A 14,766-nucleotide genomic window follows, 5' to 3' on the forward strand; every position below is an offset into this window, starting at 1 on the left:
CGGCTCCGCCACACAAAAAGCCTCGGAAGCAGCCCGCTTCCGAGGCTTTTTCTTTGGTATTTTCAATGCAATGGATAGCTGTTGAAAATTACGCAACAGGTCATGCATTAAGTGCGTTTGTGCCGATCGGCCGCCGCCGCCATAGAGAGCAGGCCTTTTCAGGCATCCTCTCCCAAGACTTTCAAGCCCGGCTGGCAACGGCCGGGCTTTTTTTCTGCCTGCGATCCGCGATGCGTGGCGGGCAACGGCCGAGCCGGTCGGCCGCGCTTAGAGCCAGCCCTGCGCCCGATACCATCGGGCCGTGGCGGCAAGGCCCTCCGCCGTGTCCACTTCGGGGCGCCAGAAGGCTTCCGGCACTGCGTTCGAAGGGCTGCACACCCAATCGGGATGCGCCATGTAGCGGGCGCGATCAGGGGTCAGCTTGGCGCCCCCTTTTCGCAGCAGCCGGTCGGCACGCGCGGCCAGATGCAGCACGCTGGCGGGCACATGCGGCACCCATACGCGCCGCCCCACCGCACGGCCGATAGCCTTGCCCAGGTCGCGATGGCTCCAGCCTGCCTGCCGGCCGTCATCGGGCTCGACAATCGCGCCGGTCAGCTGTCCCGGCGCACAGGCCAGCGCGAGCAACAGCCGCGCGAGATCACTCACCGCGATCACTGAGGCCCGACCGCGCGGCGGCATAGGCACCACGCCCCAGCGCGCCGCCGTACGAAACAGCTCCAGGATCTCACGGTCCCGCGGCCCATAGATCGCCGGCGGGCGGACGATCACCCAATCGAGCCCGCTCGCCTGGACCACCTCCTCCGCCAGATATTTGCTGCGGCCGTAATCCGACAGGCCGGGTTCGCGGGCCGACAGGGAGGAGACCTGCACAAAGCGGGCGATCCCCGCCGCCCGGGCGGCTTCCACCACCCGCTCCGTCCCTTCGACGTTGCAGGCATGGAAGCCGGCGAAATCGGCGGCGTTCACCGCCCCGGCGATGTGCAGCACGGTGTCGGCACCCTGCACGAGATCGGCCAGCGCAACGCGATCGAGCAGATCGCCGCGCACCCAGGTTACGCCCTCCCGCGCGGGCTGATCGCGCCGGGCAAGCGCCTTCACGCGCAGCCCCCGCCGCGCGGCTTCTTCCATTACCGCCTGCCCGACAAAGCCGGTGCCGCCGGTCAGGGCAATGATCGGCCCTTCGCTCACAGCAGCACCAGCTGATCGCGGTGCACGACCGCCGAACGCGGCGCATAGCCGAGCAGCGCGCGCTGATCCTCGCTGCGCGTGCCCCGGATCCGCTCGATCTCCGCCGAACCATATTCGGCGAGGCCCTGTGCCACGGGCTTGCCGCTCTCGTCGCGAATGCCCACCGGATCGCCCCGCTGGAATTCGCCCTCCACGGACAGGATGCCGCTGGCGAGGAGACTGCCGCCCTTGGCCAAGGCCTTGGCGCAGCCGGCGTCCACCACCAGCGCGCCGTTCATCCGCTGGCGCCCGCCCAGCCATGCCTTGCGCGCGCCGTCCTTGCGCGTGGGTAGGAAGACGGTGCCGGTGTCGTTGGCGAGCGCCCGGGCGAAAGGGCGGCTGTGGGTGCCATTGACGATGGCGAGCGCGATCCCTGCCCGCTCGGCGATCTCGGCGGCCTGCAGCTTGCTGGTCATCCCGCCCGACCCCATGCCGGAGCTGGAGGCGCCGCTCGCCATGGCATGAACCGCTTCGGTCACGCCTTCCACGAACGGAAGCAGCTGCGCATCCGGCTCCGCCGGATTGCGATCATAGAGCCCGTCCACGTCCGAAAACAGCACCACAGCGTCCGCCCCGCCGGCCTGCGCCACGCGGGCGGCGAGCCGATCGTTATCGCCGAAGCGGATCTCTGCGGTGGCGACGGAATCGTTTTCGTTGATCACTGGCACGGCGCCCGCCTTCAGCAGGCGCCCCAGCGTGGCGGCGGCGTTCAGATAGCGCCGCCGGTCCTCCAGATCCTCCAGCGTCAGCAGCAATTGCGCAGCGGTCAGCCCGTGGACACCGAGCAACTCGCTCCACAGCCCAGCAAGGCCGATCTGGCCCACTGCCGCCGCAGCCTGTGCATCCGCGAGGCTGCCGCGCCCGCCCTTCGCCAGGCCGAGCCGGGCCGCGCCCAGCGCGATCGCGCCGGAGCTGACCACGATAACCTGCTGCCCGCGCGCCCGTGCGGCGGCGATTTCCCCCACCAGCCCGGCCAGCCATTCGCGGCGCGGGCGGCCGCCCGGCCCCACGAGCAGCGCGGAGCCTACCTTGAAGACAAGGCGCGGTGCCGAAGTGGCATTGGCGAGATCAGCGAGGCGAGCGATCGACATGGCGGCGCGTTAGCTTGCGCCGCGCGACTTGAGAAGCGCAACGCGATCAGAGGGGGGACCAGCCGCCCTCTTCATCTTCCACCTGGCCATCTGCGTCGATCGGCGCGGTGGGCAGTTCGGTCACCGTGCGGGCGGGCAGGAACTCCAGCACCGCATCCATCAGCGCCTCCACCCCCGCACCGGTCGCGCCGGAAATCGGGAATACGCGCTCCGCACCGGCCTCGCGCAACTCGCGGGCGAAGCCCTCTGCCAGCTCGGCATCGGCGAGATCGACCTTGTTCAGCGCGATCAGGCGGGGCTTGTCCACCAGCCCGGCGCCATAGGCTTCCAGTTCGCGCTCCACCACCTGCATCGCTTCGGCGGGATCCTGCCCGGCGATGTCCACCAGATGGATCAGCACGCGGCAGCGCTCGATATGGCCGAGGAAGCGATCGCCGATGCCCGCACCGTCCGCCGCGCCTTCGATCAGGCCGGGGATGTCCGCCAGCACGAATTCGCGCGCCTTGTGGCGCACCACGCCCAGCTTGGGCACCAGCGTGGTGAAGGCATAATCCCCCACCTTCGCGCGGGTGTTGGTCACCTGGTTGATGAAGGTGGACTTTCCGGCATTGGGCAGCCCCACCAGCCCCGCGTCGGCCAGCAGCTTCAGCCGCAGCCACACCCACATCTCCTCGCCCGGAATGCCCGGCTGGTGCTGGCGCGGGGCGCGATTGGTGGAGGTCTTGTAGCTGGCATTGCCCCGCCCGCCGATGCCGCCTTCCAGCAGCACCACGCGCTGCCCCACCTGGGTGAGATCGGCGAGCACCTCCTCGCGCTCCTCGTCCAGTACTTGCGTGCCCACCGGCACCTTGATGACGAGATCCTCCGCACCCTTGCCGGTGCGGTCGCGCCCCATGCCGTGGCCGCCGCGGCGGGCCTTGAAATGCTGCGAATAGCGGAAGTCGATCAGCGTGTTGAGACCGGCCACGGCTTCGAAGATGACATCGCCGCCCTTGCCGCCATTGCCCCCGTCGGGGCCGCCATATTCGACGTACTTCTCGCGCCGGAAGCTCACCGCGCCGGGTCCGCCGGCGCCCGAGCGAATGAATATCTTGGCCTGATCGAGGAAATGCATAGCGCCACCTTGCCCGTTCGCGGCGGGTCTGTCGAACCGCTAATGCGCCCGCCCCGGCGGAGGCTGAGCGGCTGCGCGGAGGGGAGTTGCGGGACAACTGGTGGAGCCGAGGGGGATCGAACCCCTGACCTCGTCATTGCGAACGACGCGCTCTCCCAGCTGAGCTACGGCCCCGTTCCAGTGTCGCTGCGCGGACATGGCCCGCGAAGAGCGCGCGTCCTAGCGAAAAGGCATTCCTCTTGGAAGAGCAAATTTGCGGCCTCCCATGCCTTCGCGCCGTTTCCGCTTAGTTGCCAGTTTCCTTCGCATTCAGCGGCTGCACCACTGGGGTGGACACCGTATCGTCAGGTCGCGCAACCAGCGGAATGGTCGCCCCGCTGTCCGGATCCGTCACGCCGCCCGTCACCGAAGGGGCACCGCTGTCTGCAAGCGTGGCCCCGATGCCCGGCTGGCGCACACCGTGGACCGCCACATAGCCCGGCTGCGAGGCGCCATAGCGCTCGCCGTATTTCGCGTCCCAGGCAGCGGATTCGGTGCGATATTTCTCGTAGTCGCTGAAGAACTGCTCGAAGGCGCCCTCGTAGCGGGTGAGCCCCGCAAGCGCGAATTGGTCAACATCGGCGGGTGGGGTCTGCAGCGCCGTGTTTGCGAGATCAAGCGCCACTGCGCAGAAGGTCGAACGCACCGCCGGCAGCGCGAAATAGTTATAGACCTGCGTCATATGCGCTTCGCGCGCCTTGACCGCTGTCGAGCGGTTGGAGGATTCCTTGCGAAATTCCTTGTCCATCGACGCATTGGCGGCAGCGAGCCGCTTGGCATTCTTCTTCAGGAATTCGCCATACGCCGTGGTGATCGGCGCATATTGCGCATCGTTGCAGTTCAGCGCGGCCACGTTCCAGCCCGAGCGGAAATGCCACAGCGCCTCATCCTGGGTGAGGCCGGTGTTGATCGTGCGCCGCAGGCCATCCGGCCCCATCGGCGGGATCGGCATCACATAGGAGGCGCCCTGCGGCGGAATCGGGCGATAGGGGATCGCCTCCTGCACCGGCGGCGGAGGCGCCGGAGGTGGGGGCGGCGGAGGCGGAGGCGTGGCGCAGGCCGCCAGCAGCGCGAGCCCGCTCAGGGCCGCAGCCTTCGCGATCCAGTGTCGATTGTTCCACAGCATCAGGCGAAGCGCCCCCTCACATTAAAATTTCGGGCCCATTACCCGCTTCCGGCTTTCTGCCGGATGAAGAACGCTTCCCTAACGGTTTGGCCGGGCAAAGAAAATGCCCGGGATGCACAGCGGCATCCCGGGCACGATGAAGCGAATCCTGCGTGCGATCAGTTGCGGCTGCTGCCCATGATCCGAAGCAGGAAAAGGAACATGTTGATGAAGTCGAGATACAGGTTCAGCGCGCCGAGCACGATCGCCTTGCCGGCAAAATCGGTGCCACGCACATAGTTGTACTGCTCCTTCAGCTTCTGCGTGTCATAGGCAGTCAGACCGGCAAAGATCAGCACGCCCAGGAAGGTCACCGCCCAATAAAGCGCCGGCGACTGCAGGAAGATGTTGATCACGCTGGCGATCAGCAGGCCAATCACGCCCATGATCAGGAAGGTGCCGAAACCCGAAAGATCACGCTGCGTGGTGTAGCCATAAAGGCTGAGACCCGCGAAGGCGCCCGCCGTGGCGAAGAAGGTCGCCGCAATGGACGCACCTGTGTAGACGGCGAAGACCGAGGACAGCGAAAGCCCCATCAGCACCGCGAAGCCCCAGTACATTGCCTGAAGCGTGGATGTGCTGAAGCGATTCTGCCCGAAGCTCATCGCAAACACGATGCCCAGTGGGGCGAGAGCCACGATCCAGCGCAGCGGGCTGGCGAAGAGCTGCACCGCAAGGCCGGACTGCCAGGTCAGCAGCGCGACCACGCCGGTCAGCAATACGCCGGACGCCATATAATTGTAGATGGAGAGCATGTGCTTGCGCAGCCCGGCGTCGAAAGTCTCGCCGGTGCGGACACCCCCTCTAAGGCCGGGCGACTCTCCGATGCCCTGGCGGGTCGCCCGGGGGTCGTTCCAATTTGCCATTTATCCTAAACTCCGTATGCACGGCTTCACTTTGCGAGCCGCTCGTAGGCGAATATCGGTCTTCGCGGCACGCTTTTCAAGCAAAACCGAACGCCATCGGGCGCGCTTACGCCTTGCCGCGCGCCTCGGCTGCCATCTCGGCACTGCGATCGCGCGCCGCCCGCAGCGTCGCGACCGCAAGCCGGCGCATCGCCGCCCCGTCATCCATCACTTCGAGCCCCGCCTGCGTGACGCCACCCGGGCTCGCCACGCGCCGGGCGAGCTCCGCCGGGGCGTGGGGCGATGCTGCTGCCAGCGCCGAAGCCCCTTCCACCATCGCCAATGCCAGACGCAGCGCCTTGTCTTCCGCCAACCCGAGCTCGGCCGCTGCGGCCGCCAGCGAATCGATGAAACGATAGACAAAGGCCGGCCCCGATCCCGCCAGGGCGGTGACGAGATCGAACTCGTCCTCCGCCACCCATTCCGGCGTGCCGAGCGGTTTCAGGAAAGCCATCGCCGCGTCAGATCCGGAATCGTCCAGCCCGGCCTGCGCGACGGCGATGGGGGACTTGCCGAGCGCCGCGGCAAGATTGGGCATCAGCCGCACCACGCCGGCCGCGTTCGCGAAACGATCCCGCAACACGGAGAGCTCGACCCCGGCGAGGATAGAAAGCAGCACGGTGCCCGCGCCCACCACCTTTTTAACCTGCGGCACGACATCGGCGAGGATCTGCGGCTTGACGCCCAGGAGCACGGCATCGAAGCTGCCCCCCTCAGGGATCGCATCCAGCAGCTTCACCCCCGGGCGCGGCTCCTTCATCCCGGGATCGGCAACAGTGAAGCGGGCGGGATCGAACCCGGCGGCCAGCCAGCCGTCGAGCATGGCCCCGGCCATATTGCCGCAGCCGACGAGGAGGATGTTCTGATAGGTCATGCGCCGCCAGTGCCGAATCCGCCGCGCGCTGTCCACGGAGAAGCGGCTCAGGCCTCCCCGGCAGCGTCCACCAATGCGGCTTCCAGCGCCTCGCGCGGGCGCTTGTCGCCCCACAGCACGAACTGGAAGGCAGGATAGAAGCGATCGCATTCGGCCACTGCGCTTTCCACCGCCAGCTGACCGACCGAGAGCCCAAGCAGCCCATCGCCCAGCATCAGCCCATGGCGATAGAGCAGCACTCCGCCATTCGACCAGATGTCGAAATGGCCGATCCAGAGCTGTTCGTTGATCAGCGCCAGCAATTCGTAAGCGGCCTTGCGCTTGGCTTCGGGCACACGAATCTCGGGGAGGCAGATCAGCTGCAGTACGCGATCTTCCGGCCGCCAGATGCCGCGCAGCTGGTAGGTCGTCCAGCTGCCCTGCACTTCGCCGCAAACTTCATCGTCATTCACGAATTCGCAGGGCCAGCCATGGGCCTGGAACAACTGCGCGAGCATTTCCAGCGGCGCGGCGTCCTCGTCCTCATCCATCTGCTCGCGACCGATATCCATTGTTCAACCCCTGCGTGCCCGGCCGTTCGCCCGGCTTGCGGCATCAATGCAGCGGGGCGGGGGCACGGCGCAATCCACCGCCATGGCGTCACTGGGCAAAACTTAACAAGCCTGTTGGCAAGGTGTGCAAAAGCCGGTCCGGCGCTTAGTCGAGCGGGGCGACCTTCTCGCCTTCCGCGCTGTCAAATCGGAAGGAATCAAAGCCCTTGTCCTTCAGCTTGCCGACCATCTCGTTGGCCGCCTTGGTGCTGGGATAGGGGCCCACCACCATGCGGTTGGTGCGTCCCCAGGCGGCGACATGCGGCTCTGCCTTGTCGAGCAGGCCGCCGGCTTCGCGACGCAGCCGTTTCCAGTCGAAGCCAAGCGCCTTCACGTCTCGCCCGGTGGCAATCTGGACCCAGTGCCGGCTCGGTTCCGGGGGTGGGGGCGGCGGCGGAGGCGGCGCGGGGGGCGGTGGCGGCTTGGGCCGTTCGCGCGGCGGCTTGATTGCCGTGATGTCCACCGCCCCGGCCGCGGGGCGCGCCGCAACGGCAGCCGCGTCGCCAGCAAGAGAAAACTCGGCGAACGCGTCGCGCAGTGAAATCTCCACCGGCGGCTTTGGCTGTTCCGACGGAGGGAGAAGCACGGTCGGCGTGGGAGCAGGGCCCGGCGTCGGCGTGGGCGGGAGGCTGGCGTCTGCGAATGATTGGCCGGACCGCGACGGCTGAGGGTCGGCCGCGGGCCCCTGCAGCGGCCGCGGCGCCTGTGCCACGGCAACGGCTGCAGGCTGAGGTGCGGGTGTTGGAGTTGGAACAGGCGGCGGAGAGGGCGCAGGCGCGGCAGCAGCCTGCCCCCCAAGCGGCGGCAGCTCGCCAACCTGCGATTGCGCGGCCACCTGCACGGGCGCCTCGGCAGCGCCGGCCCGCGATCGGGCAGGCGCCGGAGCCGGTTCGGTAGCGGCGACCTCACGGCGGCTCCGCGCGGGCTTGCCGGCTTCTGCCCTTCCCTTGCGGTCCTCTGCACGGCGGCCAAGTGGCTCCCCGCTCGGCACGAGCCGCGCGTCAGCAGAGCGCGCTGTCGTTCCCGCGCCCGGAACAGCGGCGGCCTGGGCAGACAGCGCCGCGATCTGCGGCTCGTCCCGCCCGATCGCCTCCGCCTGGGGGAACAGGCCGAGATTGGCCGCAGCTGCCTGCTGCGCCCGGGTGAGCTTGGCCATATAACGCAGGTAAGGCGCCATCCGGCCTGAAAGCTGCGCCGGCAGCAGCGTCTCGGCGATCGACACCGCTTCATCCGGCTGGCCGAGAATGGCGAGCGCAAAGGCGCGCGCACGATAGGCGGACAAATCCTGCCGTTGCAGCATCGGCAGCAGCGTGGCTTCCGAAGCTGCCTGATTGCCAGCGATGGCCTGGCTGATGGCCAGCCGGCGCGCGATCGCGGGATTCTCGCCGCGCGCCAGCACGAGCCGATATTGCTCCTGCGCCTTGGCGTTGTCGCCCACAAGGTCATAGGCGAGGCCGCGGTCACTGGCATAGGGGGCAAGATCCGCCCCCGCCGCTTCCGCCTCACTGAACAGCGAAAGTGCGGAAAGCGGCTGATTCTGGCGCACCGAGATGGCCGCCATGCCTGCCTTCGCGCGTGCATCGCCAGGCGACAGCGCCTGCGCCCGCCCGAAAAAGCCGAGCGCGGCGTTCAGATCATCCAGACCCAGCGAGGCTTGGCCAGCGGCGATCAGCGCATCGGTGGACTGGGGATTGTGGGCGAGCTGGCGCAAGGCCTCGCTCAACCGCTCCGAATCGGGGCTGGGCACCGCCTGCACTACCGGGCGCGAAATGGAATCCTGCGCGGCGGCAGGCGCCAGGGCCAGGAAGGGCGCCAGAGCCGCGCCCGCCAGAGCAGGCAGCACGACACCGCGCCGCCTCCGCCGCTGCGGCGAAGAGTGCGGGGACATCATGCCGCGCGCGCTAGCGGGCCGAGTGTGAACCTCGCGCGAATGGGTCCGGCTTACTGGTTGTTCTGCCGTCCGAGGAAGCGCGGGATGCGCAGCGAGGCGCCGCCGTCCCCATCCTTCTCATCCTCGTCCTCATCCCCCTCGTCGCCGGCGGGCGTACCGCTGGAACGGGAGAGATTGGCCATCCGCTCGAAGAGAGTGCTGCCGGCAGCAGCGCCACCGGCCGGCGGCGTGCCCTTGCCAGCCGCACCGCCCAGCATCTGCCCGCGCCGCCCGCCAAAATGCGGCTGCGCCGGCTCGTCACGCTCGGCCAGGCGGCTGGCGTCTAGCAGCAGTTCGTCGGGGGCGGTCGGCTCGGCTTCGTCGGTCAGCTCCAGCTCGGCGCTGTCATCCTCGTCGCGTGAACCGGTGAGTGAGGCGAAATTGGCGGTGGCCGTCTCGTCCTCATCCTCATCGAAATCGCCATAATCGTCCTCGTAGGAGGCGCTGACCGGCTCGTTCGAGAATGAAGGGGCCCGTTCGGGCGCGCGCTGCTCAGCCGGCTCACTGTCGAACGATGCGCTGCCGCTCTCTGCCATTTCGGCTTCGGTCGGCGGAGGAAGAACCGGCTTCTTCGGCCCACGCTGGGCGCCGAAGGAGATCGGCTGGCTGGCCTGCTGTGCGGGCGCAGCACCGCTGTCTATGCCTGTGGCGACCACCGACACGCGGATCTTGCCCTCGAGATCGGGGTTGAAGGCCGAGCCCCAGATGATGTTGGCCTCGGGATCGACCAGCTCGCGGATGTGGTTCGCAGCCTCGTCGACTTCCAGCAGCTTCATGTCCTCGCCGCCGATGATCGAGATGATGACGCCCTTGGCGCCCTGCATCGACACGCCGTCCAGCAGCGGATTGGCAATGGCCCTCTCGGCGGCTTCCAGCGCGCGATTCTCGCCCTCGCCCTCGCCCGTGCCCATCATCGCCTTGCCCATCTCGCCCATGACCGAACGCACGTCGGCAAAGTCGAGGTTGATGAGGCCCGGCATCACCATCAGATCGGTGATGGAGCGCACGCCCTGCTGCAGCACTTCGTCCGCCAGCTGGAACGCTTCCTTGAAGGTGGTTTCCGCCTTGGCGACCAGGAACAGGTTCTGGTTCGGGATCACAATCAGCGTATCGACGTGCTTCTGCAGCTCCTCGATACCCGACTCCGCCGAGCGCATACGGCGCGTGCCTTCGAACAGGAACGGCTTGGTGACGACGCCCACCGTCAGGATGCCGCGGGTGCGCGCGATTTCCGCGATCACCGGTGCCGCGCCCGTGCCCGTGCCGCCGCCCATGCCGGCGGCGATGAAGACCATGTTCACGCCTTCCAGCGCGCGCTCGATCTCGGCCACCGTCTCTTCCGCGGCGGCGCGGCCGACTTCGGGCCGCGATCCGGCGCCGAGGCCCTGGGTGATATCCGGCCCCAGCTGGATGCGGTGTTCGGCCACCGAATTGTTCAGCGCCTGCGCATCGGTGTTGGCGACAATGAAATCGACGCCTTCGATTTCCGCCTCTATCATATTCGCGATGGCATTGCCGCCGGCGCCGCCGACACCGATCACGGTGATCCGCGGACGGAGTTCTTCAACGGAAGGCGGGCCGATATTGATACTCATTTCCTGCTCTCCTCGGGGAGGCCCTGTTCATTCTGGTGTCCCGCTTGTGCCACAAAGCGAATCACCCGTGCAAAAGGTAAAAAAAGCTATCCACAGCCATGCGCAGCGGCAGGCAAACGTCTAGAAATATTCCTTAACTGCCGCCCATATCCGCTGGACCGCGGCCAGTCCCGCCACGGAAGACGCCGGCTGCCGGCGCTCGCCCGCCTTGCGGATGTCGATCGGCTCGGCAGCGGCATAGATTACCAGTCCGGCAAGAGTGGCGAAACCGGGCACGGAGTGCGCCTCTGGCAGCCCCTTCAAGGGCGGCGGACCGCCGATCCGCACCGGCTTGCCCAGCGCCGCCTGGGCGTAGTCCGCCAGGCCGGCCAGTTCCGCCCCGCCCCCGGTGATCACCACCTGCCGCCCCCGCGCAGTACCGCCGAAACCAAGCGATTCGAGCGCGCGACCCACCTGCCCCATCAGCTGGTCCAGCTCGCCCGTGATGACGCCGATCAGTTCGGACCGCGGTATGCGGTTCTTGTCATCGGCCCCGCGGGCGATCGGGCCGCCGGCAGCAGCATCGTCGCCTGGGCCGTTGACCGGCACCATTTCCCGATGATCGGCCGGGCTGGCGATGGCCGATCCGTGCACGCATTTCAGCCGCTCCGCCTGAAAGCGGCGGATACCGAAATCGCTGGCGATCGCATCGGTGATATCGGCCGAGCCACGGGGAATCGCTGCAAGGCCCACCAGCATCCCGCTCATATAGACCGAGACATTGGTCACCTCTCCGCCGAACTCCACCAGGGCGACGCCGAGATCGCGCTCCTCCGCAGAAAGGCAGGCATAGCCCGTGGCCAGCGGGGATGCGACCACGCCTTCCACCTCCAGATGCGCATTCTGCACCGCTTCGGTGACATTCCGCATCGGCGCGCCATCGGCCAGCATCACGTGAACGTCCACGCCCAGCCGTTCGGCGTGCAGGCCCTTCGGATTCGCAATGCCATGCGCGCCGTCGAGGAAATAGCAGGCCGGCTGCGCATGCAGCACCATCCGCCCGTCGGGCTCGATACTGGCGCGCGAGGCCACCAGCAATTGCTCGATATCCTCTTCCTCGATCCGGCGGCCGCCGATGTCGATCTCCACCGGCTGGATCTGGCTGGCGAGCCCGGCGCCCGAACAGCCGATCCACACGCTGCCGATATGCGTGCCGGCCAGCCGCTCGGCACGCTCTATGGCGTCGCGCACGGCATAGGTGGCCGCGGCCATATCGGTGACATAGCCGCGCTTGATGCCCTGCGCCGCGCGGTGGCCGCTGCCGAGCACGATCATCTCGCCACCCTCGGTCAGCGCGGCGATCATGGCCGATATCCGGAAAGAACCGATGTTCACCGCGCCGAACACGCGGGTGACGCGGGGCTGGCTGGCCATTAGCTGCCCCCTTGGCGCGTATCGAGTTCCTCCTGCGCACGGCCCGGCACCCGCATGTATATCCGCTCCGGCGTGCGCATGTCGAAGGCAACGACCTTGCCGCCGAGCAGGCGATTCACGCCGTCTAGCCGGGCGAAGCTCATGAGCGCGGTGGCCGATTTCTCGTCACCCTGCGGCAGGGCGAGCACCTGGCCCGTCTTGAAGGTCAGGTTCCAGCGGCGATTGCCGACCCATTCGGCCGCCGTGACCTGCGGCTTCAGCGCGGGCGCGGCGTCCAGCAATGTAGCCAGCGCTTCCACCTGCTGCTGCGCGCCGGGGCCGGAGATCATCAGCATGCCGCGCGCCTTGGCCGGAGCGATCGGCTCCAGCACATGGCCGGTGGCGTCGATCAGCACCAGCCGGTCCGGCTTCTGCAACACGGCGTGGGGCTGCCGCTCCACAATGTCCACCACGATCGTATCGGGCAGCTGGCGCGACACGCGGGCGTCGCGGACCCAGCTCAATTCCATCAGCGAAGCGCGGATTGTATCCAGATCGACCAGCGGCATGGCGCGATCCTGCTCGCCCAGAACGCGCTCATACACCTTGAGCTTGTTCATTCGCTCCACGCCGTGCACCTCCACGCGGCGCACCTCGTATCCGGCATCGGCGGCGTAGAAGGCGAGCTGGCGCCCGGCCAGCTCGGTAAAGCCGGCGAGGCTCGCGATCAGCCACGCCCCCAGCAACAGCACGCCGAGGATCAGCGCGAGGAAGAACTTGTGCAGCTGGTCCTCGGTGAACGGCAGCACGCGCATCAGGGCGTCGATCAGCGAATTGGTCTGCGCCTTGGCCTTGCGCACCTTCGTTCGATTGCCCTGTGCCCGCGCCTGGCGCCGCACGGTCTTCGCGTTGCGGCGGATCGTCTGCGCCATCAGCCTGCCGCTCCCGCAGGCAGCCGGCCGAAATGGCGCAGCGCATCGGCGATGATGATCTCCACCAGATCGGCATAGTCGATGCCGCAATGCCGGGCCTGTTCGGGCACGAGGCTGAGCGGCGTCATGCCCGGCTGGGTGTTCGTCTCCAGCAGGAACAGGCCCTCCTCACCCCGCTCGTCATCCCAGCGGAAGTCCGAACGGCTCGTGCCGCGACAGCCGAGCAGGCGATGGGCGCGCAGGGCATAATCGAGGCACAGCTTTTCGATCTCCGGCGGGATCTTCGCCGGGCAGACATGCTCCGTCATGCCGTCGGTGTATTTGGCGTCGAAATCGTAGAAGCCGCTCTTGGGCACCAGTTCGGTGACCATCAGCGCCCGATCGCCCAGCACGGCGGCGGTGAGTTCGCGGCCGCGGATATAGGGTTCGGCCAGCAGCTGGCGGAACTTCTGCCACGGCCCGGCGGCATCCCGCCGGATCGGATCGCCGTAATTGCTTTCCGCCGTCACGATGGCCACGCCCACGGATGAGCCTTCGTTGACCGGCTTCAGCACATAGGGACGGGGCAGCGGATCCCCTTCGTAAAGATCCTCGCTGTCAACGATGCGCCCGCCCGGCATCGGAATGCCATGCGGCACCAGCGCATGCTTGGTCAGTTCCTTGTCGATCGCGATGACCGAGGTGGCGAGGCCGGAATGGGTATAGGGGATGCCCATCAGGTCCATCATCCCCTGCACCGTGCCATCTTCCCCCGGCACGCCGTGCAGCGCGTTGAACACCACGTCGGGCGCGGCTTCCGCCAGGCGCGCGGCGACATCGCGGTCCATGTCGATCCGGGTGACGCGGTGGCCGCGCGATTCAAGCGCATCGGCCACGCCCTTGCCGCTCATCAGCGAGACTTCGCGTTCGTTGGCCCAGCCGCCCATGAGGACGACCACATGCAGCCGCGGAAGTTCGCTATTCATGGCCGCCCCACTCGCTTGATTTCCCATTCCAGCGTCACGCCCTGGCTCTGGGCCACGCGGCGGCGGACCTCCTCGCCCAGGCCTTCGATATCGGCACTCGTCGCATCGCCGGTGTTTATCAGGAAATTGGCGTGCTTCTCGCTCACCTGCGCTCCGCCCATCCGCAAGCCGCGGCAACCCGCCGCATCCACCAGCCGCCAGGCCCGATCGCCCTCCGGGTTCTTGAAGGTCGATCCACCCGTCTTGCTGCGCAGCGGCTGCGATTCCTCGCGTGCATGAGCGATGCGGTCCATCTCTGCGCCGATTTCAGCCGGATCGCCCGGTACGCCCCTGAAGCGGGCGGACACCACGATCGCCCCATCGGGCAGGCGCGAATGGCGATAGCTGTATTCCAGATCCGCTGCCGGGATGTTCACGCATTCGCCGCCGGGCATCACCACCACGCAATCGACCAATATATCGGCCACTTCCCGCCCATAGGCGCCGCCGTTCATGCGCACGAAGCCGCCGACCGTGCCGGGTATGCCGCGCAGGAATTCCAGCCCCGCAATCCCGGCATCGCGCGCGGTGGAGGCCACGAGAATGCCGCTGGCGCCGCCGCCGCATTCCAGCACCTGGTCGCGCCGCACCTCAACCGTAGCGAAGGCCTTGCCCAGCCGCACCACCACGCCCGGTATCCCGCCATCGCGCACGATGAGATTGGAGCCGAGGCCCAGCGCCATTACCGGCGTGCCTTCATCCTGCGCCGAAAGAAAGGCGATCAGATCATCGACGTCGGCGGGCTCGAACAGGAAGTCCGCCGGGCCGCCGCTCTTGAACCAGACCAGCTTGTCCAGCGGGGCATTTGCGGTCAGCCTGCCGCGCACGGGCAGCGCCAGCACGCCGGCCGCGCCGGAGCTTTCGCCCGCGCCCGGCGCATTGCGATCGGTCCGCAGCGGCTCGCC

Annotated in this window: 13 protein-coding genes and 1 tRNA gene; all 14 read right to left on the reverse strand. The window is 67.6% G+C overall.

Features of this window, described 5'->3' with window-relative positions:
- Nucleotides 1–267: 267 nt before the first annotated feature.
- Nucleotides 268–1,191: an NAD-dependent epimerase/dehydratase family protein gene (locus tag AEB_RS16275; RefSeq protein ID WP_231958790.1), complete on the reverse strand. Its 924-nt coding sequence runs from the start codon at nucleotides 1,189–1,191 to the stop codon at nucleotides 268–270.
- A complete protein-coding gene (gene proB / locus AEB_RS18485) occupies nucleotides 1,188–2,321 on the reverse strand; it encodes a glutamate 5-kinase (protein ID WP_119084073.1) in 1,134 nt (377 codons plus the stop codon). The genes AEB_RS16275 and proB overlap by 4 nt, the downstream gene beginning before the upstream one ends.
- Before the next feature lie 46 nt (nucleotides 2,322–2,367).
- Nucleotides 2,368–3,435: a GTPase ObgE gene (obgE, locus tag AEB_RS16285; protein ID WP_119084074.1), complete on the reverse strand. Its 1,068-nt coding sequence runs from the start codon at nucleotides 3,433–3,435 to the stop codon at nucleotides 2,368–2,370.
- Nucleotides 3,436–3,533: 98 nt separating this feature from the next.
- Nucleotides 3,534–3,609: transfer RNA gene (locus AEB_RS16290), tRNA-Ala, on the reverse strand.
- Between the two features lie 112 nt (nucleotides 3,610–3,721).
- On the reverse strand, nucleotides 3,722–4,600 hold the full coding sequence (locus tag AEB_RS16295; protein ID WP_119084075.1) for a hypothetical protein: 879 nt from the start codon (nucleotides 4,598–4,600) through the stop codon (nucleotides 3,722–3,724).
- A 158-nt stretch (nucleotides 4,601–4,758) separates the two neighbouring features.
- Nucleotides 4,759–5,505, reverse strand: a complete 747-nt coding sequence (locus AEB_RS16300) for a Bax inhibitor-1/YccA family protein (protein ID WP_119084076.1) — start codon at nucleotides 5,503–5,505, stop codon at nucleotides 4,759–4,761.
- Nucleotides 5,506–5,611: 106 nt separating this feature from the next.
- Nucleotides 5,612–6,418, reverse strand: a complete 807-nt coding sequence (locus AEB_RS16305) for a pyrroline-5-carboxylate reductase family protein (RefSeq protein ID WP_119084077.1) — start codon at nucleotides 6,416–6,418, stop codon at nucleotides 5,612–5,614.
- 47 nt (nucleotides 6,419–6,465) lie between these two features.
- Nucleotides 6,466–6,969: a YbjN domain-containing protein gene (locus tag AEB_RS16310; RefSeq protein WP_231958791.1), complete on the reverse strand. Its 504-nt coding sequence runs from the start codon at nucleotides 6,967–6,969 to the stop codon at nucleotides 6,466–6,468.
- Nucleotides 6,970–7,114: 145 nt separating this feature from the next.
- Nucleotides 7,115–8,851: a tetratricopeptide repeat protein gene (locus tag AEB_RS16315; RefSeq protein WP_119084078.1), complete on the reverse strand. Its 1,737-nt coding sequence runs from the start codon at nucleotides 8,849–8,851 to the stop codon at nucleotides 7,115–7,117.
- A 98-nt stretch (nucleotides 8,852–8,949) separates the two neighbouring features.
- A complete protein-coding gene (gene ftsZ / locus AEB_RS16320; RefSeq protein ID WP_119084079.1) occupies nucleotides 8,950–10,533 on the reverse strand; it encodes a cell division protein FtsZ in 1,584 nt (527 codons plus the stop codon).
- A 120-nt stretch (nucleotides 10,534–10,653) separates the two neighbouring features.
- Nucleotides 10,654–11,946 (reverse strand): cell division protein FtsA, encoded by a 1,293-nt coding sequence (gene ftsA, locus AEB_RS16325; protein WP_119084080.1) that lies wholly within the window; start codon nucleotides 11,944–11,946, stop codon nucleotides 10,654–10,656.
- Complete coding sequence (locus AEB_RS16330; protein ID WP_119084081.1) at nucleotides 11,946–12,857, reverse strand: cell division protein FtsQ/DivIB; 912 nt, start codon at nucleotides 12,855–12,857, stop codon at nucleotides 11,946–11,948. Before AEB_RS16330 ends, ftsA begins: the two co-directional genes overlap by 1 nt.
- Nucleotides 12,857–13,822, reverse strand: coding sequence for a D-alanine--D-alanine ligase (locus AEB_RS16335; RefSeq protein WP_119084082.1), 966 nt, complete (start codon nucleotides 13,820–13,822; stop codon nucleotides 12,857–12,859). The genes AEB_RS16330 and AEB_RS16335 overlap by 1 nt, the downstream gene beginning before the upstream one ends.
- Nucleotides 13,819–14,703 carry a UDP-N-acetylmuramate dehydrogenase gene (gene murB, locus AEB_RS16340; RefSeq protein ID WP_231958999.1) on the reverse strand — a complete coding sequence of 295 codons (885 nt, stop codon included), beginning with the start codon at nucleotides 14,701–14,703 and terminating at the stop codon, nucleotides 13,819–13,821. The genes AEB_RS16335 and murB overlap by 4 nt, the downstream gene beginning before the upstream one ends.
- Nucleotides 14,704–14,766 lie beyond the last annotated feature (63 nt).

The organism is Altererythrobacter sp. B11 (assembly GCF_003569745.1).
GTDB lineage: Bacteria > Pseudomonadota > Alphaproteobacteria > Sphingomonadales > Sphingomonadaceae > Croceibacterium_C.

Coding starts and splice junctions, on each gene's coding strand:
- AEB_RS16295 (WP_119084075.1), bottom strand. CDS start 4,600: ATGCTGTGGAACAATCGACACTGGATCGCGAAGGCTGCGGCCCTGAGC.
- obgE (WP_119084074.1), bottom strand. CDS start 3,435: ATGCATTTCCTCGATCAGGCCAAGATATTCATTCGCTCGGGCGCCGGC.
- ftsZ (WP_119084079.1), bottom strand. CDS start 10,533: ATGAGTATCAATATCGGCCCGCCTTCCGTTGAAGAACTCCGTCCGCGG.
- AEB_RS16305 (WP_119084077.1), bottom strand. CDS start 6,418: ATGACCTATCAGAACATCCTCCTCGTCGGCTGCGGCAATATGGCCGGG.
- proB (WP_119084073.1), bottom strand. CDS start 2,321: ATGTCGATCGCTCGCCTCGCTGATCTCGCCAATGCCACTTCGGCACCG.
- AEB_RS16335 (WP_119084082.1), bottom strand. CDS start 13,822: ATGAATAGCGAACTTCCGCGGCTGCATGTGGTCGTCCTCATGGGCGGC.
- AEB_RS16330 (WP_119084081.1), bottom strand. CDS start 12,857: ATGGCGCAGACGATCCGCCGCAACGCGAAGACCGTGCGGCGCCAGGCG.
- ftsA (WP_119084080.1), bottom strand. CDS start 11,946: ATGGCCAGCCAGCCCCGCGTCACCCGCGTGTTCGGCGCGGTGAACATC.
- AEB_RS16310 (WP_231958791.1), bottom strand. CDS start 6,969: ATGGATATCGGTCGCGAGCAGATGGATGAGGACGAGGACGCCGCGCCG.
- AEB_RS16300 (WP_119084076.1), bottom strand. CDS start 5,505: ATGGCAAATTGGAACGACCCCCGGGCGACCCGCCAGGGCATCGGAGAG.